The 19730-nt window shown below is 71.7% G+C and carries 13 protein-coding genes and 1 pseudogene; 9 read left to right on the forward strand and 5 right to left on the reverse strand.

Going from position 1 to position 19730, the window contains the following annotated elements:
• Window positions 1-4 precede the first annotated feature (4 nt).
• Together ACFKCF_RS50830 and ACFKCF_RS50835 are read left to right on the forward strand one after the other, a co-directional pair.
• Complete coding sequence (locus tag ACFKCF_RS50830) at window positions 5-820, forward strand: hypothetical protein (protein ID WP_394503180.1); 816 nt, start codon at window positions 5-7, stop codon at window positions 818-820.
• Window positions 817-1638, forward strand: a complete 822-nt coding sequence (locus tag ACFKCF_RS50835) for a 4'-phosphopantetheinyl transferase family protein (RefSeq protein ID WP_394503182.1) — start codon at window positions 817-819, stop codon at window positions 1636-1638. The genes ACFKCF_RS50830 and ACFKCF_RS50835 overlap by 4 nt, the downstream gene beginning before the upstream one ends.
• Here the strand turns inward: ACFKCF_RS50835 and ACFKCF_RS50840 are convergent.
• The 5 genes from ACFKCF_RS50840 to ACFKCF_RS50860 are packed head-to-tail and all read right to left on the reverse strand — an operon-like array spanning window position 1620 to window position 7620.
• The gene (locus tag ACFKCF_RS50840; protein ID WP_394503183.1) at window positions 1620-3005 is read right to left on the reverse strand and encodes an aspartate aminotransferase family protein; all 1386 of its coding nucleotides are present in this window, start codon (window positions 3003-3005) and stop codon (window positions 1620-1622) included. The genes ACFKCF_RS50835 and ACFKCF_RS50840 overlap by 19 nt on opposite strands.
• A complete protein-coding gene (locus ACFKCF_RS50845; protein WP_394503185.1) occupies window positions 3002-4417 on the reverse strand; it encodes a methylaspartate mutase in 1416 nt (471 codons plus the stop codon). The genes ACFKCF_RS50840 and ACFKCF_RS50845 overlap by 4 nt, the downstream gene beginning before the upstream one ends.
• Window positions 4398-4853: a cobalamin-dependent protein gene (locus tag ACFKCF_RS50850; protein WP_394503187.1), complete on the reverse strand. Its 456-nt coding sequence runs from the start codon at window positions 4851-4853 to the stop codon at window positions 4398-4400. The genes ACFKCF_RS50845 and ACFKCF_RS50850 overlap by 20 nt, the downstream gene beginning before the upstream one ends.
• Window positions 4854-4878: 25 nt before the next feature.
• Window positions 4879-6072: a stearoyl-CoA 9-desaturase gene (locus ACFKCF_RS50855; RefSeq protein ID WP_394503189.1), complete on the reverse strand. Its 1194-nt coding sequence runs from the start codon at window positions 6070-6072 to the stop codon at window positions 4879-4881.
• Between the two features lie 30 nt (window positions 6073-6102).
• Complete coding sequence (locus tag ACFKCF_RS50860; RefSeq protein ID WP_394503191.1) at window positions 6103-7620, reverse strand: pyridoxal phosphate-dependent decarboxylase family protein; 1518 nt, start codon at window positions 7618-7620, stop codon at window positions 6103-6105.
• A 415-nt stretch (window positions 7621-8035) separates the two neighbouring features.
• On the opposite strand from ACFKCF_RS50860, the gene ACFKCF_RS50865 reads away from it, so the two are divergent.
• The 7 genes and pseudogenes from ACFKCF_RS50865 (at window position 8036) to ACFKCF_RS50895 (ending at window position 19726) form a co-directional block, all read left to right on the forward strand.
• Window positions 8036-9253, forward strand: coding sequence for an ACP S-malonyltransferase (locus ACFKCF_RS50865; protein WP_394503193.1), 1218 nt, complete (start codon window positions 8036-8038; stop codon window positions 9251-9253).
• A complete protein-coding gene (locus tag ACFKCF_RS50870; RefSeq protein ID WP_394503195.1) occupies window positions 9253-10182 on the forward strand; it encodes a 3-hydroxyacyl-CoA dehydrogenase family protein in 930 nt (309 codons plus the stop codon). Before ACFKCF_RS50865 ends, ACFKCF_RS50870 begins: the two co-directional genes overlap by 1 nt.
• Window positions 10179-10472: an acyl carrier protein gene (locus ACFKCF_RS50875; protein ID WP_394503197.1), complete on the forward strand. Its 294-nt coding sequence runs from the start codon at window positions 10179-10181 to the stop codon at window positions 10470-10472. The genes ACFKCF_RS50870 and ACFKCF_RS50875 overlap by 4 nt, the downstream gene beginning before the upstream one ends.
• 20 nt (window positions 10473-10492) lie before the next feature.
• On the forward strand, window positions 10493-11671 hold the full coding sequence (locus tag ACFKCF_RS50880; RefSeq protein ID WP_394503199.1) for an acyl-CoA dehydrogenase family protein: 1179 nt from the start codon (window positions 10493-10495) through the stop codon (window positions 11669-11671).
• Between the two features lie 6 nt (window positions 11672-11677).
• A pseudogene (locus tag ACFKCF_RS50885) lies at window positions 11678-12361 on the forward strand (AMP-binding protein); the annotation flags it as partial.
• Between the two features lie 10 nt (window positions 12362-12371).
• Window positions 12372-13634, forward strand: a complete 1263-nt coding sequence (locus ACFKCF_RS50890) for an amino acid adenylation domain-containing protein (RefSeq protein ID WP_394503245.1) — start codon at window positions 12372-12374, stop codon at window positions 13632-13634.
• A complete protein-coding gene (locus tag ACFKCF_RS50895; RefSeq protein WP_394503201.1) occupies window positions 13631-19726 on the forward strand; it encodes an amino acid adenylation domain-containing protein in 6096 nt (2031 codons plus the stop codon). The genes ACFKCF_RS50890 and ACFKCF_RS50895 overlap by 4 nt, the downstream gene beginning before the upstream one ends.
• Window positions 19727-19730 lie beyond the last annotated feature (4 nt).

The following is a 19730-nucleotide window of genomic DNA, read 5'->3' on the forward strand; positions in this document are numbered from 1 at the left end:
TCCCATGAGCGTTCCCACGAGACTCAGCACCGCTTCCGGGCTGCACCTCCAGCGCCTGCGGCCCGCACCCGAGGGCGGCGAGGCGCTCGTGGTCGTCGAGTTCCTCGGCGTGGAGGGTGGCGGCACCCTGGCCGGTGATCTGGCCGCCGGAACGGCGCATCTGGGCGTCTACCGTCTCGATCCGGTGTCCGGCATGGCGGGCTCGGCGGACCGCTCGCTGCCTGGTATCCAGGCCCTGGCCGGAGACTACGCCGCCACGCTGGCCTCGGCCGGCGCGGGCGTGTTCAAAGTCATCGGCTACTGCGGTGGCGCGGCGCTCACCACGGCGATCGTCTCCGAGCTGGCCAGGCTGGGTGCGGACGTCCGGTGGTGTGTCCTGCTCGCTCCCGGATTTCCCGGCGCGGCCGAGGTACAGGCGGAGTTCGACATGATGCTGGCGAACGTCGACGGCACCGAGGGCTTCGTCCTCCCCCTGGAGACCGCTTCCGCCGACGCGGTCCAGGCCGCCGCCATGGCTCGCCTCGACGCCGGCCTGGCCGACCTGGTCGGCGGCCTCGGCCTGGAAGGGGATGAGGCGGAGGTGTTCATGACGGACCTGTCCGACCGCTACCGCGCCTGGCTCGGCTTCCTTCTCATGTCGGCGAGCGCCGACCCGTCCACCGGCTCGCGCTGCCGCACCATCGAGATCTCACCGCCCGGCCATGTCGCCGGCGGGGGGCCCGAGCGGGAGCTCGTGCCGTGGCCGGGTGCCGCGGCGGGGCCGGACCTGCTCACCGACCCGCTGCTGGTCGGCTACCTCGCCCGGATGGCCGCGACATGAGCCACGGGCGGCCGGGGACCCGTCCCCGCATTCTTCCGCGTCTCGGCGAGAAGGGGCCGGTACCGGGCACGGCGAGACCTGACGCGGACTGCGAGGTCTGGTACGTCCGCGCCGCGGCCGTGCCGGAAGGACTGGCGGCGTTACTGGACGAGCGGGAGCTGCTGCGCAGGGGGCGGCTGCGCGGTGCCCGCGACCGGCGGCGCTTCCTCGCCGCGTGGGCGCTGACCCGGCTCGTGCTGGCTCGTCGATGGGACCATGATCCTTCGGGCCTGGCCTTCGACCGTACGTGCCGGCATTGCGGGGGCGATCACGGCAAGCCGAGAGTGGTGGATCCCGCCGAAGCGGACCTCGACTTCTCGGTCTCCCACGCGGGAGAGCTGGCCGTCCTGGCGGTGACCTCGCGGGGCGCCGTCGGCGTCGATGTCGAGGACGCCTCGCTCCGTGACGTCCCCGGTCATCACCTCGAGTCATCGCTGTCCGAGTTCGAGCTGCGGGACTTCCGCGCGCGAGGCGGTGGCTACGCCGACTTCGTGGTCCGGTGGACGAGGAAGGAAGCGGTGCTCAAAGCGGTCGGCAAGGGGCTCGCGGTCCATCCGGCCCACGTTGAGGTGACAGGTTCGAGCTCATCGCCGAGAGTGCTCAACCTCCCTGCCGCGCTCGGGGCACCGGACTCCTACTCGCTCATCGACGCTCCGCTGCCCGGCCCGTACCGAGGCTCGGTGGCGGTCGTCGGCCGGGCCGCGCCCCTGCTGGTCCGCGACGGCGCGGATTTGATCGGCGCCGTCGCGGACTGCGGGGATCATGCGCCTTCGGCGTAACGATCCGCGACCGCGAGTGCCTCGTCGAGCTTGGCCAGGCCCTCCAGGGCCTCGGCCTCGGTCGTGTTGCACGGCGGCACTACGTGGATGCGGTTGTGGCTCGTGACCGGCCACAGCCCGAGCCGGTGGCAGGCCGCCACCACCGCCCCCATGGGCGCTGCCGCGTCCCCCGACGAGGCGTAGGGCACCAGCATCTGACGGGTCTCGCGGTCGCGTACCAGCTCCACCGCCCAGAAGACGCCGAGCCCGCGGACTTCGCCGACAGCGGGATGACGCTCGGCGATCCGGCGCAGCTCCGGGCCGATCACGGCCTCACCGAGCCAGGCGGCGTGGTCGACGACGCCCTCCTCCTTCATCGCAGTGATCGTGGCGACTGCGGCGGCGCAGGCCAGCGGATGGCCGGAGTAGGTCAGCCCGCCCGGGAACGGCCGGGTCCGGAACGTGTCGTAGATCGCGTCCGAGACGACGACCCCGCCCAGCGGCACGTAGCCGGAGTTGACGCCCTTGGCGAAGGTGAGCAGGTCAGGCTCCACTCCCCAGTGGTCGACCGCGAACCATGCGCCAGTCCGCCCGAAGCCGGTCATGACCTCGTCGGCGATGAGCACGATGCCGTGCCGGTCGCACAGCTCCCGCACACCGGCCAGGTAGCCGGATGGCGGCACCAGGATTCCCGCGGTTCCGACGACCGGCTCGACGATGATCGCGGCGATGGTGGACGGCCCCTCGAAGCCGATGACCTCCGCCAGGTGCGCCAGCGCCCGCTCGCACTCCTCGGCCTCCGTCCGTGCGTGGAAGCTGGACCGGTAGAGATAGGGCCCGAAGTAGTGGACGACGTTGGCGTCGGCGTGTCCGGCGTGCTGGTTGGGCCACCTGCGCGGGTCGCCGGTGAGGGCGATCGCCGTGCTGGTCCCGCCGTGGTAGGAGCGGTAGGCCGCGAGGACCTTGGAACGGCCGGTGTGCAGGCGCGCCATCCGCACGGCGTTCTCGTTGGCCTCCGCGCCGCCGTTGGTGAAGAACACCCGGTTCAGGTCGCCCGGTGCCAGCTCGGTGGTGAGCCGCGCGGCCTCGTTGCGCTGATGGTTCGCCAGTGTCGAGGCCAGCATGCAGAGGCTGCCGGCCTGGGCCTGGACGGCCGCGACGACCTTCGGGTGCTGGTGCCCGACATTGAGGTTGATGAACTGCGAGGAGAAGTCGAGGTACCGCTTGCCCTCGTAGTCCCAGAAGTAGCGGCCCTCAGCCCTGGCGACCGCGATGGTGTCGGCTTCTCCCTGTGTCGACCAGGAGTGGATCAGGTACCGCCGGTCGGCATCGGAGACCGCCGCTCCGAAGGCGGGATCGCCCATCCCGGCGGATCCGGAGGCTGTCATGGTTGTGGCCTTTCGTCGGTTGCGGGCAAGACGGTCCTCTCCTTGTCGAGGAAGTAGTTGATGTCCCGGGTGATCTGCTCGATCAGGCCTGTTGCGCGGTGGGTGGCCCCCGTCCGGGCGGAGAGCTGGCGGGCGTGGCGTGACCGGGTGGTGCCCGAGAACGGCAGCGCGCCGAGGTGGGCGTAGCGGACCGCGCCGCCGCGATCCCGCGCGGGCAGCACGTCCGAGTGCGCGTGCACGCTGGCGCTGAACGGGATGTCGAGCCGCCCGGTCTGGAACGCCTCGACGATGCCGCCGAGCAGGTCCCCGGTGGCGAACAGCGGCTCCACGAGCTCGCCGACCTCCTGCAGGATCCAGGACTCCTCCTCGGCTATCCGGTCCTCGTCCACCCGAATGAAGTCGAGGAGGTCGCTGGTGCCCAGGATCGTGTTGAGGATGCCCTCGGCGTTGGCGGCGGCGTCCGGGATCCCGAAGCCCTCCTGGGCCGTCTTGCTGACCACCTTGCTCGCCCGGCCGAGCCGGGCCGTCAGACCGCCGTAGATGATCAGAAAGTTCGCGTACTGCGGGGTGCGTGGAAAGGGACCCATGAACTCGTGCAGGACCGGGAAGACCTCGACGTCCGCCCCGAGATAGCGCCGGCCCAGAACCCTGATGGCGCGCAGCGCGGCGATGTCCTGGTGCATCTCCCCGGACTGCGGATAGGCGGGAGAAACGCACCGGACGCCCTCCCGTGCCGCGGCCGCCGCCTCCAGCAGGGTGATCGCCAAGCTGATCGACGGCGGCATGAGGACGGCACTGAGCGTCCCGAACAGCTCACGGTCGATGAGCACGCCGTCCCCGGCGAGGGCGCCGCACACCGCGTCTATTCGCTGCCAGGAACCGAGCGTCGTCCTGAGCGGGACATCCTTGGAATAGGGCAGGTTGTAGCCGATACCGCCACCCTCGAACGACGTGATGCCGGAGGCCAGGCTGACGGCGAACAGGTCACGGGCGTCCGGTGAGCCGTGGCGTACCTGCAAGGGGTGCGGGACGTGGGCGCGGAGCTCGCGGCCACGCCGCCAGCCGTGCGCGACCAGCGGATAGCCGTTCAAGTCGCCAGGAGAGTCACGCATCAGGCGTCGCGCGGTGGCGTACTGCTGGAGCCGCGTGTGCGCATCCACGGTGACGGTGAGGACGTCGGCGCCTGTGGCAGCCAACTCTCCGAGCAGCCGCAGCATCTCCGGGTGGCCACCGACGCCGCAGCGGGGCTGGACCGCGGGGCGTCCAGTGGCGTCGGCCAGGCGCAGCACGTCGGCGATGTGCGGACCGGGCCTGCGCAGCTCCGCCGTGATCTGCTCCCACCGCGGCAGCGTGGCCGTGAGGAGGGGAGAGAGCCGCAGGTCGCCGAGAGGGCTAGCGGGTTCGCGCGTCATGGGCCGGGGCGGAGGGAGTTTCTCGCATCGAACGCAGCAGGTCCAGGAGCGGCACGATCTGCGAGGCGTCGGTCAGCAGGTGATCGACGCCGAGAGCGATGAGCCGTTCACGTTCCTGGGACGTGGTGTCGTGGCCGACCGACACATTGCCGCCGATGATCACCGGGCAACGCAGCCGCCCCGCCGCCCGCAGCGCCGGAAGTCCGGCGAGATCCTGGTGGGCATGCCCGTTGAGGCTGCCGATGAGGACGGCCTCCACGTGCGGATGCTGGTCGCAGGCGGCGGCGAAGGCGCTCAGCGGGGTGCACACACCCAGGTTGACCACGGTGAAACCCTGCTCGCGCAGGTGCATCGCGATCAACTGGTTCGCTACCGCGTGCGCGTCGCTCTCGGTCACGCCGAGAATGATCAGCCGCTCTCCGGCGTAGGGGGTCATGGATGCTCCCACGGTGGTCGTCGGGTCAGTCGTCGAAGGCGGCGAAGACGTCATGGTGCTCGGCCGCGGCTCGTTCTCGTGAGTACTCCCGCGGATCGGCCGCTCGCAGCGAGTCGAAGACCACGTCGATCGCGGGAACCAGACCCCAGACGTGCAGGTAGGGCGGATCGCCGGGTGCCAGCGCGGCGAGCCGGGCCTCCCGTTCGAAGATGTAGCCCGCCCAGCGCCGATCCATCGGATGCCGGTGGTGGTAGTCGTGGCAGACGGTGTCGCCGGTCAGCACCAGGTAACGAGCGGGGAAGTGGATCACTGCCAGGCGGGCCCACCAGCGCAGCCAGGCCACCGCCCGGCGACCGCCCGGCAGGAGGCGATCCGGAGCCGGCTCGCCGATGAAGATCGCGTTTGTCAGGCCGCTGAAGTAGGCGCGGCCGCGGCGGCCGGTCCGACCGGGCGGAGGGAACGTGTGCTTGACACACAACCGCAGGGTGTTGGACACCTGGAACAGGACGGTCACCGGTACGACCCAGGCGGCCAGCACGTACGGCCACAGCTGGAGCCAGGTCGCCAGAGCGGCGGCGGTGGCGTAGCTGGCGAAGGTCCACAGGCGCTCCTCGCGTGACATCCCATGCACGTGCGCACGGACCCGCGACGCCAGGAACCTGGCGTGGAACACGGGAGATGCCAGCAGCCGCAGCAGGCGGGACCACATCTCCCGGCGGGACATCCCCGGCGCGAGACTCAATCCGATCAGAAAGGCGCGAACCGTGGGGTCTCGGACGGTCATGTGGTGCAGCGCGTGATGGTCGGCGACATGCTCGGCGCGGTAGGTGTCGAAGCGCTGCACGATCAGTAATGCGGCGATCAAGCGCCCGAGCAGGTTGTCTGGGCCCCGGCGGCGCCACATGTTCCGATGCGCGCACTGATGGTAGATCATCATGCGCAGGTTGCGGAGTGCGTGCAGCGTGACTGCCCAGCCCGCCGGCAGTGCGGCCAGAGCCGGGCCGCCGGAGGCCAGCGCCAGGCACGAGATCGCCAGCCCGGCGGCGGCCGAGCAGCTCGCGGCGGCCAGATGACCGGTGGGAGTGAAGCGAAACGCTCGTTGCCCGGCGTGCGGCTTGCCGGTGAGCAGGGTCAGGGGGACGGAGAAGAGACCGGGCAGGCGGCGCATCGACTCGCGCACCTCGTCCACGGGGGTGGAGATGCGCAGACCCGATCCCACTGACCCGCGCGTCGTCGCTGATTCCAAGGTTCAGCCCTCCGCTTCGATCCTCCGGGCGGTCGCGAGGAACATCGCGAGAACCTCGTCGACCTGCTCGGGTGGTGTCTCGGGGTTCAGGAACAGCAGCTTGAGATAGACCCGCCGATCGCCCGCCTCGTCCGTCAGGTGCGTGCGGGCCAGCAGGGCGCGCCCCGTGGCCATCAGCTCGCGGCGGGCAGCCCCGTTGACCTCATCGGCTCGGCCGGGATCGCCGGTGAGGTACCGGAAGAGGACCGCGCCGAGAGGGGGGTGGGCGACGAGCTCCAGGCGCGGCTCTTCACGGATCCGGGCCGCCGCGTGGACGGCCAGGTCATGGCAGGCGTCGACCATCGCGCCCAGGCGCTCACGGCCGAGGCAGCGGAGCGCCACGAGAATCTTGAAGGCGTCCGAACGGCGCGTGGTCTGCAAGGACTCGTCCTGGAGGCCGTGATAGCCCTCCTCCGTGTCGTCCTCGGAGGTCAGGCACGTCGTGGGCGCCAGGCCGAAGGAGTCGCGCAGGTGGGTGCGGGACCTGACCAGGAGCATGGCCGAGGAGCTGGGCAGCCATCCGAACTTGTGCAGGTCCAAGGTGACCGAGTCGGCTTCCGAGAGGCCGTCCAGCAGGGGGCGCAGCCGATCGGAGAACAACGCGCCCGCCCCATAGGCGGCGTCGGCGTGCAGCCAGAGCCCGTGCTCGCGCGCCACCTCGGCAAGCTCGTGCAGCCGGTCGACCACGCCGAGGTCGGTCGAGCCGGCGAGAGCGACCAGGGCCACGGGCAGATCCGTGCCGGGCAGGCCCGACAACACCCGGCGAGCATCGTCCGCGCTGGTGCGGCCGCCGGCGTCGACGGCCACCGGGATCAGCTGCTCCTCACCGATTCCGAGAACGCGCAGGGCCCGGCCGATCGAGAAGTGGATGGCCTCCTGCGCCAGCACCACGGGGCGGCGGCGGAGACCGGCCACCCCTTCCCGGCCGGTGGGATGGCCGAGCCGGTGCGCCAGGACCGAGTCCCTGGCCATGGTCATCGCCATCAGGTTGGAGACGCTGCCGCCTGAGGTGAGGGTGCCGCCGCCGTCGGGGCCGTACCCGATGAGGGCGGCCAGCTCGGTCGTGACGAAGCGCTCGGCCTCGAGCGCGAACGGACCGCTCTCCCAGGCGTGCAGGGACTGGTTGAGGATCGCCACGACCAGCTCGGCCGCCGCCGCGACGGCCAGCGGGGGAGGCTGCATGCGGGCCAGAGCCGCGGGATGGGTGAGGTCGACCGATCCGGTGGCGAAGGCGCGGGTCAGGCCGGCGAGGACGTCGCGGGGCGCTCCGCCGGGCTCCGGGAGGAGCGGACCGGCCATCAGCTCCCGGGCCGACTCGGCCACGGCGCGGTGACCACCTGCCGGACCGGGGCCCGAGCGGCTGTGCCGTACCTCTGAGATCACGTCCAGGGCGAGCACGCACAGGATTCGGAGCTCTTCGAGTCCCTCGGGAGATCCGGCGAACGGGAGTGTCCGTGGCGGGGTTTCAGGTACGGCGGTCACGATGATCCTTCTCCTCCTCGTCCGCTTACCCCTGAGCCGTCCGAGGCTCGCTGCGCAACCTGCTGAATGACGCCCCGGTAAAGAAGCCGGCCGGTACGGGTGCGGGTGGGCCGGAATTAGCGGTGGGCGCAGAATACAGTGGGGCGAGCTTCGTTCTCAATGAACGGCGACGAGGTGAGCTTCGTGCAATTTGCCCGGGCGGCGGCTATCTGATAACGCGACTCGCCGGCCTCGTGGAGCCGGGCAGGGTCGCGACGGGTTCTCAAGGGGATGTGCATTGTGCCAGGTCAGGACCGATAGCCAGTGGCAATCTCCGATGTTCAACTGCTGAGAAGTCCGGTTGAACGCGAGTGCAGCCCATGGTTGACTCCGAACTCGATGATCGACCGAATGAAACTGATTCCGGAGGTGAGGAATGCCGATTCCGCGACCGGGTCTGGCTTTTCTATTCCCCGGAGTGGGCTCTCAGTATCCTGGAATGGCGGCTAAATGGGCGCGGCGTTATAGCATTTTCCGCGAGACTCTGAATGAGGCGTCCGACGAGCTCGGCGTCGACCTGTTCGGGCTGTGCGCGGACCCCGAGGCCGGCGACCGCCTCAACCGGCAGGTGGAATCACAGCTCGCCCTCCTGGCCATGGGCGTCGGGCTGTACCGGGTGTTCCGCGAGGAGATCGGCGTCCCCGCCACCCACCTGGCCGGTCACAGTCTGGGTGAGTACACCGCTCTGTGCTGTGCCGGCGCGATGTCGCTGGCCGACGCGTTACGGCTGGTCCGGCTGCGAGGCGAGGCGGTCAGCAGGATCGCCGAGGAGCTGGACGGCGGGATGATGTGGGTCCTCGACCTGGACGCGGACAGGGTGGAACGAATCTGCCGGCACTGGATCGAGGACGGTTCCGCGGTTTACCCGGCCATCGTCGACGGCCCCCGCCAGGTCGCGATCTCCGCCCCCGGCGCGGACCTGAAACGCGCCGCCGCCGAGTTCGAGGCGCGCGGCGCGCGGGTGTTCCCCCTGCGCGTCAGCGGGCCCTTCCACACTCCGTTGATGCGCGGAGCGGCCGAGGAGCTGAAGGAGGCGCTGGCCGGCGTGACGATCGCCAAGACCGCGGTGCCCGTGCTCTCGGGCGTGAACGCCCTGCCGCACCCCGGTGGCACCGCCGGTGCGGCGCTCCTCACCGACCAGCTCGTCAGCCCGGTGCGCTGGGACAAAGTGCAGAGCCGCCTGATCGCCGACGGTGTCGGCGCCGCTGTGGAGCTCGGCCCCGGCCGGGTCCTCAGCTTCATCGCGGCCAGGAACGGCGGACGGCTGCGAGTGCGGCCGGTCGACGACCACGCTGATTTCGACGCCGTCGGCGCCGCGCTCCGGCTCGGGCCGGACGACGCACCGCAGGTGCTCGACTCCTGCCTGCGCGTCGCCGTCAGCGCACCCGCACGACGCCACGGGCCGGACGTCGTACGACATTTCCGGCGTTTGGCGGACTGGCGGCATGCCTCGCCCGGGGTCCGGCCCGCTGGGGCGGAAGGCGCCCTGGCCTGCCTCGATGTGCTGAACGAGCTGCTGGTGGCCAAGGGGCTCGACGGCGCGGAACGGCGGAGTTCCATCGCCGCGGCCGCGGGTGGGCGGGTGTGGGCCTGATGGCGGGCACGTTGAAGACCGGCGCCGGGGCCGCGGGAGCGGAACGGGCGGACGGGACGTCGCCCGGGGAGACCCCTGACTCCTTCGGCCCGGTCGGCGTCGTCGGCGCGGGGGAGATCGGCGTCGGCGTGGCCGCCGACCTGGCGCTCCACGGGTTCCGCGTGGTGCTCACCGACGAGGACCGCGCCCGGCTCGCCGCGGCCGCCACGAAGGCGGCCGAGATCATCCGGATCGCCCCGATGCTGCGTCCGGGGTTCCCGGCCGCCCCGCCGGCCGCCGCCGAGGCGGTGACCTTCGTGACCGGCTCGGGGGAGCTGGCGGGATGCCGGTTCGTCATCGAGAACGTCACCGAGCGGCGGGAGGCCAAGCGTGCGGCGCACCGCGCGCTGGACGCCGTCCTCCCCGAGGACACCGTCGTCGCCGTGAACACCTCCAGTATCCCGATCGGCGAGATCGCGTCCGAGACCTCGCGCGCCGAACACATGATCGGCATGCACTTCATGAACCCTCCGTACCTGACGTCGGCCGTCGAGGTGATGCGTCCCGCGGCCGCCTCGGCACGGACCCTCGGGCGGGTGGAGACGCTCGCCCGGCTGCTGCGGAAGAAGACGATCGTCGTCGGGGACTTTCCCGGCTTCGTCAGCAACCGGATCTCGCACGTGTTCTTCAACGAGGCCGCCCGCGTCGTCGCCGAGCACGGGGTGCCGCCGGAGATCGTCGACCAGGTGTTCAGGGACTGCTTCGGACACCGTATGGGCCCGTTGCGCACAGCGGACCTGATCGGGCTGGACACGGTGGTCGACACCCTGGACCGGCTGCGCGAGGCCACCGGCGACCCGCGTTTCGACAGCTGCGCGCTGCTGCGGTCGATGGTGGGCGAAGGCCGGCTCGGCCGGAAGACCGCCTCCGGCTTCTACACCTACGAATGAGACTACGGAAGGACATCGAGATGGCGGAGCTCGCGCATGGGGCCGTCCAGCAAGTGGTGGCGGCCTTTCTCCGTAAGCACGATCCCATGGTCCGCCCCGCTCCCCACGACGAGCTGTTCGCGTCCGGGATGGTGAACTCGCTGCTCGCGATGGAGCTGGTGGGCTTCTTGGAGCGCCGGTACGGCATCAAGTTCACCGTGGACGATCTCGACCTGCGCAACTTCGCCTCACTCAGTCGCATCGCCGAAACCGTGCTCGCCAAGCAGGCAGCCTCGGCCGGTGCCGCCTGAGCCCGGTCGTCGTGAAGAGCATGCTCACAGAGGCCGAGGCCAGGCACCACAGCGGAGTGATCGCTTCGGCCGGCGCCGCCTGGGCTGCGGACAGCCCGGCGTGGGAGCGCGACGAGACGCTGCCCGAAGAGGTCGTCGCATGGTGCGCCGCGCAGGGACTGTTCGGGGCGATGATCCCCCGGGAGTACGGCGGGCTCGGCTGGAGCGCGATGGAGCTGGGCCTGTTGTACGAGGCGCTGGGCCGGGTGAGCGCGTCCCTGGCCTCCATGGTCAACGTGCACGGCATGGTGGCGCAGACGCTGGTCCGATGGGGGAGCGGCGGGCAGCGCGAGGAGTTGCTGCCCGAGCTGGCCGCGGGACGTAAGATCGCCGCGGTCTCCATGACCGAGCGGGGCGCGGGAAGTGACCTGAGCCTGATCGAGACGACCCTGACCGCCCGGGGCCCGGGATACGTACTGGACGGGACGAAGCTTTACACCACCTTCGGCCAGCGCGCCGATCTTTACCTGGTGTACGCGCGCACCGGCGCCGGTCCGGTCTGCTGCCTGCTCGACCGTACGAACCCCGGCCTCACGGTCTCACCGATCACCGGGCTGCTCGGGCTGAGGGCGGCCCGGCTGGCCAGGATCGAGATGCGCGGCTGCCTGATCGGGCCGGACGCCGTCGTGGGCCGGCCGGGCTTCGCTCAGTCGGTCCTGCTGCCGCACACCCTGGAGCACGGCCGGCACGCCGTGGCCTGGATGGCCGCCGGCATGCTCTCCTCGGCGCTCGCCTCGTGCTCGGCCGCGGTTCTGGACCGCCGGGCGTTCGGGCACGCGGTCATCGAGTACGGGCAGATCCAGAGCATCGTCACCGCCATGGGAGTCGACCTCGAAGCCGCGCGCGCCCTGTGCGTCCAGGCCTCGCGGGCGCTGGCGGAGGCCGATCCCGCGACCACCCGCAAGGTCCTGATGGCGAAATACTTCGCCTGCCACGCGCTGGAGCGCCACGCCGCCCAGGCCGTGCAGGCCATGGGTGCCCGCGGGGCGCTGGAGGACGACGGCGTGTCCCGCACCTACCGCGACGCCAAGGTGCTGAACATCATCGAGGGCACGCCGCAACTGCTGGAGAGGCTCCTCGCCCCGCACATCGCGCGGGAGGCGGCCGAGTCGTGGGGAGACGGGCGGCCGGGCACCGCCGCTTTCGGTGGGAAGGAGTAGAGGCTCATGGTTCCAGCTGTGCTCAGGGCAGCCGTGCGCGCGGTGGCCGAGCACTATGTCGACCGGACCCGTTCCTGCGTCGTCGACGTCGCGGGCCGATCGGTCGAGATCGGCATCGACCCTGACGAGACCTTCGACGCGCTGGTCGCCCGCCTTGCCGGCGGACCGCGGTCGCGTGTCCGGCCACCGAGCGGGAACAGGTCGCCGGGTGACCCGGCGGGCACCGACAGGGACGCGGTGCTGGGGAGGGTCGTCGCGGCGCTCCTGCACCAGGTCGCCGCCGACGGGTCGCGGCCCATCCGCACGTACGCGCTGCTCGGCGACGCCGAGCGCGACAGGATCCGCGACGAGTTCAACGCGACGGAGACGCCGTTCCCCGACGACCTGACGGTCTGTGATCTGCTGAGGGCCCGCGCGGAGGACTCCGCGGACCGCGTCGCCGTCAGCACGGACGCCGGGACGCTCACCTACAGGCGGCTCGCCGACAGATCGGAGCGCCTCAGCACGTTCCTGGCCCGTCGCGGCCACGGGGAGCACGGCCTCGTGGCCGTCCTGGCCCGCAGATCGCTGGATCTTCCCGTCGCGCTGTTCGGGATCCTGGGCGCCGGCCTGGCCTACCTGCCCCTGGACCCGGGCTCGCCTCCCGAACGGCTCCGAAGGATGATCGGCACGTGCGGGGTCACGACCGTCCTGGCAGACCCTGACTGCCCGGTCGCCGCCCGCCTGGCCTCGGGCGCGGGCACGCCGAGGATCTTCCCGCTCACCGCCCCGGAGCTCTACGCCGACACCGGCGGGGGGGGGGGGGGGGGGGGGCGGGGCCTGGCCGGCCGGGCCCGGCGACCTGTGCTACGTGATCCATACCTCGGGCTCCACGGGCGAGCCGAAGGGCGTGATGGTCGAGCACCGCTCGGTGATGAACCGCTTGGCGTGGATGCAACGGCGCTTCCCCCTGACGGGACAGGACGTCGTCCTCCAGAAGACGCCGACCATCTTCGACGTCTCGGTCTGGGAGCTGTTCTGGTGGTTGTTCGCCGGAGCGCGCATGCACCTGATGCGCCCGGGCGCGGAGCGGTTCCCCCTCGCCATCCAGGAGACCATCGCGAGGCAGGGGGTGACGGTCGTGCACTTCGTGCCCTCGATGCTCGACGTCTTCCTCGGCCACCTCCGGGCCGAGGACTCGCCGCACCGGCTCGCCGGGCTGCGCCTGCTCTTCTCGAGCGGGGAGGCGCTCCTGCCACCGACCGCGGCGGCCTTCGACCAGCTGGTCGGGCGCTACGGAACACGGCTGATCAACCTGTACGGACCCACGGAGACCACGGTGGACGTCACCGCGTTCGAATGCCCGCCAGGGCCGCCGCCGGATCGGATCCCGATCGGAAGGCCGATCGACAACACCCGGCTCCACGTGCTGCGCCACGGCCAGCCGGTCCCGATCGGGGTGTACGGAACGTTGTTCGTCGCCGGGGCCGGGGTGGCCCGCGGCTACCTCGGTGACCCGGTCAGGACCGCGCAGCGGTTCCTGCCAGAGCCGGGCCGCCCCGGACAGACCATGTACGACACCGGCGACATCTGCCGCTGGACGGCTGACGGTCAGGTCGAGTATCTCGGTCGCGACGACCTCCAGATCAAGATCCGCGGCATCAGGGTGGAGCTCGGTGAGGTCGAGCACGCGCTGCTCGACGTGCCCGAGGTGGCAGGGTGCGCGGTGTTCGCGGACGGCGCCGATCCCGTACGGGTCGTGCTGAGGGCGGTGGTCATCGAGGCCAGGGGAGAGACCGGGATCGGCCACCAGCCGCTGACGGGGGACCGGCTTCGCGCCGAAGCGGCGGCGCGATTGCCCGGCCATCTGATCCCCGCGACCTTCGACCTCGTCGAGACCTTGCCTCGCACCGCGAGTGGCAAGGTCGACCGGACGCTGCTGGCCCGTCCGGAATACCTCCAGACCCACGGGACACGGCTGTGAACTCCGTTCGTCATTCCTTTTCCGACCGATCCGTTGCCGTCGTCGGCATGGCGGGGCGTTTCCCCGGAGCGGCCGACCTCGGCGAGTTCTGGCAGAACATCGCCGACGGCCGCGACTGCCTGACCCGCCTTACCCGCGAACACCTTCACCGCTCCGGAGTCCCGGACACGTGGCTGGACGATCCGGCCTACGTGCCGGTCGCGTCCGTGCTCGAGGACGCCGACTGTTTCGACGCCGGCCTGTTCGGTTTCTCGCCGCGTGAGGCCGGGCTGCTCGACCCGCAGCATCGGCTGTTCCTTGAGCTCGCCTGGGCCGCGCTGGAGCACGCAGGAAGGCTGGGCCCACGCGGCGGGCAGGACAGGGTCGGCGTGTTCGGTGGGTCCGGCGGAACGTTGTCCGGCTACGGCCCGGTGATCATGTCCGGGAGTACACCGCGATATCCGGCTGTGACACAGGAGCATCTCGGCAATGAGAAGGACTTCCTGGCGAGCCGGATCTCGTACCAGCTCAACCTCACCGGGCCGAGCCTGACCGTCCAAGCCTCGTGCTCCACGGCGCTGACAGCGCTCCACCTCGCCTGCCGCAGTCTGATGGACGCCGAGTGCGACACGGCGCTCGTCGGCGCGGCGCAGATCCGGTGGCCGCAGCACGTGGGCTACTTCCACCGGGAAGGCGGCATGCAGTCGCTCACCGGCCGCGTCCGGCCGTTCGACGCCGCGAGCGACGGGACGGTCATCGGCAACGGCGGCGGGGTCGTGGTGCTCAGGCCGCTCGCCGATGCACTGCGTGACGGCGACACGGTCTACGCGGTCATCCGTGGCACCGCGATCAACAATGACGGCGCGGACAAGGTGGGCTACGCGACGCCGTCGATGTCAGGCATCCTCGGCGCGGCGCGGCGGGCCATGACGGTCGCCGGCGTCGCCCCGGAGAGCCTCGGCTACGTGGAAGCGCAGGGCTCCGCGACGGTCCTCAGCGACGCCACGGAAATCGCAGCGCTGCATCGGGCGCTCGGCGGCACACGCTGCGCGGTCGGCTCGGTCAAGGCCCTTGTCGGCAACCTGGACGTCGCGGCGGGCATGGCCGGCCTGATCAAGTCCGTGCTGGCCGTCCACCATGGGCTGATCCCGCCGAGCCCCTACTTCACGGCACCACATCCGCGCGTCAGCCTCGGCGAGGGCGGGCTGTTCGTGAATCGCCGGCCGCTGCCGTGGACGGACGCCGTCCGCCGGGCGGGCGTCACCTCCTTCTCGATCGGAGGTGCGAACGCCTTCGCCGTCGTCGAGTCGGCCCCGGAGCCGAGCCGGCGTTCCCAGCCGCTGCCCCATGAGGTGATCTCGCTCTCGGCGCGGACGGCGGGCGCCCTGCGGGAGCTGGCATCTCGCTGGCGCGACCGGCTGACAGCCGCCGAGCCCGACGAGTTCCCCGACCTCGCGTACACCGCCGCGGTCGGGCGCCGCCGACTCGCACATCGCCTTTCCGTGGTGGCCGCCTCCCCGGCCGAAGCGGGGGAACGGCTCAGCGAGTGGCTCGACAGCGGGACGCCCCGGGGCGAGACCGGTGCGGCCGCGATCGGGCCGCCCAAGCTCGCCCTGGCCTTCCCCGGAAGGGCCGACCGGCTCGGCGGCATGGCCGCGGAGCTCGCGGGCACGTTCCCGGCGTTCCAGGGCTACCTGGATCGCATGGCGCCGCTCTTCGCTGAGCTCACCGGGCTCTCGCCAGAGGAAGGGCTGGCCGCATCGGACCTGGGCGAACGCCCGGAGCTCCGGGAACCGGCACTCCTGCTGACCGAGCTGGGCCTGGCCGAGATGTGGGCGTCGTGGGGAGTGTGGCCGAGCGCGGTCATCGGCGACGGCCTCGGCGAGTACGCGGCCGCGGTGGTGGCCAGGGTCCTGACACCCGAAGACGCCCTGCGCCTGGTGGCGGCCCGCGGGCGGATCGTCAGCCGGTCGCCGCGCCTCGCGGAGGCGGCGGGGCCCCTGGCCGAGGCGGCCCGCGCGGTCGAGCACCACCCGCCCGGCCTGGCCATCGCCTCCACCGTCACCGGGACACTCGCCCGTCCGGACACCATCGAGCCCGGCCACTGGGCCCGGCACCTGACGGCTCCGGCGCGTCGCGGCGAAGGGATCTCGGCCCTCGCCGAGGCGGGTGTGACCGTGCTCGTCGAGTGCGGCCCTGGAACGACGCTCGGTGACGCGGCCGCCGTGGGAGCCCATGCCGGGCGGCTGACCTGGATCGCGGCCCTGCCCCGGAGCGTCCCGGCCTCAGCGGCGATCCAGGAGGCCCTCGCCCGCCTGGATCGGCTCGGGGCGGACGTCTGCTGGGAAGCGTTCTACGCCCCCCTCACCCGGCGAAGGATCGCCGCTCCTCTCTACCCCTTCGACAGGGCTCCCCATTGGTACGCCGAAGGCACGGTGCCATCACCTCGCGCGGCGACGCCCGGAGCGGATGACGAAGCCGCCGTCCGGACGCTCCCGGCACCGCAGGCCCGGGAGCGGGTACGGGACTTGCTGGCCGCCCGCCTGGCCCGCGAGGCCGAGCCCGGCGCGCGCCTGGTGTCGCTCGGACTGAGCTCGATGGCGGCGATCGAACTGCGCGCGACGCTCCAGGCCGAGCTGGGCGTCGACGTCTCGCTGGCCGGCCTGCTGAACGATCTCACTCCAGCGGCGCTGGAGAATCTGGTGGCGGACCAGTGCGCCGGCGTCACTTCCCGCGCCGTTGCCAGACGCGGGGACGGGGACGGGGGCGAGGAACTGCCCACCGGCGCGGAAGGACCGCTGAGCCCCGGCCAGCACGCGCTGTGGATCACCGCCCAGACCCATCCGGACGCTGCCGCCTACAACATCGCGTTCGCGGCACGCTATACCGGAGCCCTCGACCCCGCCGCGCTGCGTCGCGCGCTCGCTCTCCTGGTGGACCGGCATCCGTCGTTACGCACCACCTTCCACGACAGGGACGGTGAGGCCTTCCACCGGACGCACGCCAGGCTGGAACCGGAGGTTCACGAGATCGAGGCCGCGGGCTGGGACGAGGCACGGCTGTCGTCCGAGGCCGATGGGTGCTGCGCCCGGCCCTTCGACCTGGAGACCGGGCCGCTGGTCCGCATGATGCTCCTGACGACCGGACCGGACACCGGAGTGCTGCTGCTCGTCGTCCACCACCTCGTGGCCGACATGTGGTCCCTCGAAGTGATGATCGACGAGCTGAAGGCGCTCTACCTCGCCGGGACGGGCGGGCCACCGGCGCGCTTCGGCGACCGCTCCTGCACGTACGCGACCTACGTCCGCCGTCAGCACGCGTACCTCGGCAGCGATGAGGGGCGCAGGGCCCGCGCGTACTGGCACGGAAAACTGGCCGGTGCTCCCATGACGACGCGGTGGCCGGTCTTCGGCAGGCAGGCAGGTGAGGCCGCCGGCGGTGCCTCGTCGATCGCCTTCGCCCTGGGGCCCGAGCTGGCCGCGAGGATCAGGGGCCTGGCATGCGACGGGCACGCGACTCCGTTCACGGTCTGTCTCACCGGCTTCCAGGAGCTGCTGCGGCGCTACACCGGGCAGGACGATGTCCTGGTCGGCGTCCCGGTCTCCGGGCGCACGGACCCGGACCTGCGGGACTGCGTCGGCTACTTCGCCGATCCGGTGGTCCTCCGGGCAGACCTGCGCGGCCGGCCGAGCGTCCGCGACGTCGTGGCCCGCAACCAGCGCGCCGTCGCCGAAGCGCTGGAGCACCAGGATTACCCGTTCGAGGAGCTCGTCCGGGAGCTGGCACCCTCCAGGGAAGCGGGCAGGAACCCGATCTTCCAGAGCATGTTCGTGTACCACAAGGCCCGGCTCGCGCCGGAACTCGCGGCCATCCACGCCGGAGGCGACGGAGCGGCGCGTCGGCCGGTGCCCTGGGCCGGGCTGGAGCTCAGGCCCTTCCGCGTGGCACAGCAGGAAGATCAGCACGACCTCACCCTCGTGCTCGCCGAGGACGGCCAGGACGTCCTCGGCACTCTGCGGTACCGGCGTTCGGTCCTTCCCGACTCGGCCGCGCGCCGAGCGGCCGAGGACTTCCTGGCCCTCCTGCGGGCCACCACCGCCGAGCCGGACGCGGCCCTCGATGACCTCGTCACGGAGCCGGTCTCCGCCGGGCGGGAGAACGAGGCGGCCGGCATCGCCGACGACGACAGCATCGTGACCCGCTTCGCCCTCGCGGTGACCACCCACGCTTCCCGGCCGGCGGTCCGCTGCGACGGTGTGGAGATCGACTACGCGACGTTGGACGAACTGTCGTCGCGATGGGCGGCACAGCTCCGGAGCCTCGGCGCGCGGCCTGGCCGGCGGGTCGCGCTGCTCCTGCCGCCGAGCGTGGACACCGTCGTCGCCGTGCTCGCCGTGCTGAAGAGCGGGGCCGCCTACGTTCCGCTCGACCCCATGAACCCGCCCCGGCGCGTGCGCAAGATGATCGCGGACTGCGGTGCGGTCGCCGTCCTGACCCACAGGGCCGCGGCCCGCGGCCTCGACGAGGCGGGGCTCAACGTGGTGGTGATGGACGGCACCGTGCCACCCTCGCCCGGCGACACCGGACCTGGTCCCCGCGCAGGCGACCTGGCCTACACCGTCTACACGTCCGGCTCGACCGGCGAGCCGAAGGGCATCGACGTCGAGCACCGCCAGGTGCTCGGGCTACTCGACGCGATGCGCCGGCACGTCACGCCCGATCCGGAAGCGGTGTGGACGCTCTTCCACTCCACCGCCTTCGACGTCTCGGTGTGGGAACTGTGGGGCGCCCTGCTGTCCGGTGCCCGCCTCGTCGTGATCCCGGGCCCGATCGCCCGGGACCCCGAACGCTTCCTCGGCCTCCTGGTCGCCGAGCGCGTCACGCATCTGAACCAAACCCCTTCGGCCCTCCACGGGCTCGACGCGGCCGTCGAGCGCGCCGGCTCCGCCGGGCTGGCGATCCGCCACACCTTCTCGTGCGGGGAACTGCTTCCAGGGCCGCTCGCGCTGCGCTCGCTCGCGTGGTGCGGAACGCTGTGGAACCTCTACGGCCCCGCGGAGGCGACGGTGTGCGTGACCGCGCGCCGCGTCAGCCCCTCGGACTGCACGGGAAACGGAGTTCCGGTGGGACACGCCCTCAGCAACGCGACCTTGAGCGTTCGCGACGCGCAGGGCCACGAGTTGCCGAAGGGCATCGTCGGCGAGCTGTACATCGGCGGATCCGCGGTGGCACGCGGTTACGCCGGGCGTCCGGAGCTGACCGCCGCCCGCTTCGTGGCCGCTCCTGACGACCCGGGCGGCCGCAGGTACCGAACCGGGGATCTGGCCTGGGTCCGGGCCGACGGCCAGCTCGAGATTCTCGGCCGCGTCGACAACCAGGTGAAGGTCAACGGTTACCGGATCGAGCTGGAAGAGATCGAGGCCTGCCTGGAGCGCGATCCCGCGATCGCCCAGGCGGCGGTCTTCGTGGACGGGTCCGGCGCCGACGACAGGCGGATCACGGCATGCGTCGTCCCGGCCGGCGGCAGGTCTGTCGACGAGAGGGCGTTGCGCTCGTCGCTGCGGACCAACCTTCCCGAGTACATGGTGCCCGCCACGATCGAGTTCGTGCCGAGCCTGCCCTTGACGATCAACCAGAAGATGGACCGCAGGCTGCTCGCCGAGCAGGTGGGCCGTGCATGCTCCGCCGCGTCCCGCGTAGCGACGGTGGCCGGCCGGGGACGGGACGAGATGGAGCGGCTGGTCGCCGGCGTCTGGGCCGAGGTGCTGCGGCGCGACACGGTCCGCGACGGCGACAACTTCTTCGATCTCGGCGGGAACTCCCTGCTGCTGCTCCAGGTCCATCGGCGGCTGGTCCGCGCAGGGGCAGGGCGCGCGCTGACGGTCGCGGACCTCTTCCGGCATCCGACCGTGTCCGCGCTGGCCGCGCGCCTGTCCAAGGGGGCCGGGGACGTCCTGACCGAAGGGGGCGACGAGTTCGGCGCGGGCCGTGCCGAGGCCCGCCAGGGAGCGGCGTCCCAGGACAGGCGGCGTACCGCCGCGCGGATGGCGGCCCGCAAGACGGCCACCAAGGATCGCGTGGAGCGGCCTCTCGACGGGGGGATGGGCACTTGAGGCG

The organism is Nonomuraea sp. JJY05, assembly GCF_043496855.1.
Lineage (GTDB): Bacteria > Actinomycetota > Actinomycetes > Streptosporangiales > Streptosporangiaceae > Nonomuraea.

Coding starts and splice junctions, on each gene's coding strand:
- ACFKCF_RS50835 (WP_394503182.1), top strand. CDS start 817: ATGAGCCACGGGCGGCCGGGGACCCGTCCCCGCATTCTTCCGCGTCTC.
- ACFKCF_RS50830 (WP_394503180.1), top strand. CDS start 5: ATGAGCGTTCCCACGAGACTCAGCACCGCTTCCGGGCTGCACCTCCAG.
- ACFKCF_RS50865 (WP_394503193.1), top strand. CDS start 8,036: ATGCCGATTCCGCGACCGGGTCTGGCTTTTCTATTCCCCGGAGTGGGC.
- ACFKCF_RS50850 (WP_394503187.1), bottom strand. CDS start 4,853: ATGACCCCCTACGCCGGAGAGCGGCTGATCATTCTCGGCGTGACCGAG.
- ACFKCF_RS50880 (WP_394503199.1), top strand. CDS start 10,493: ATGCTCACAGAGGCCGAGGCCAGGCACCACAGCGGAGTGATCGCTTCG.
- ACFKCF_RS50845 (WP_394503185.1), bottom strand. CDS start 4,417: ATGACGCGCGAACCCGCTAGCCCTCTCGGCGACCTGCGGCTCTCTCCC.
- ACFKCF_RS50875 (WP_394503197.1), top strand. CDS start 10,179: ATGAGACTACGGAAGGACATCGAGATGGCGGAGCTCGCGCATGGGGCC.
- ACFKCF_RS50840 (WP_394503183.1), bottom strand. CDS start 3,005: ATGACAGCCTCCGGATCCGCCGGGATGGGCGATCCCGCCTTCGGAGCG.
- ACFKCF_RS50870 (WP_394503195.1), top strand. CDS start 9,253: ATGGCGGGCACGTTGAAGACCGGCGCCGGGGCCGCGGGAGCGGAACGG.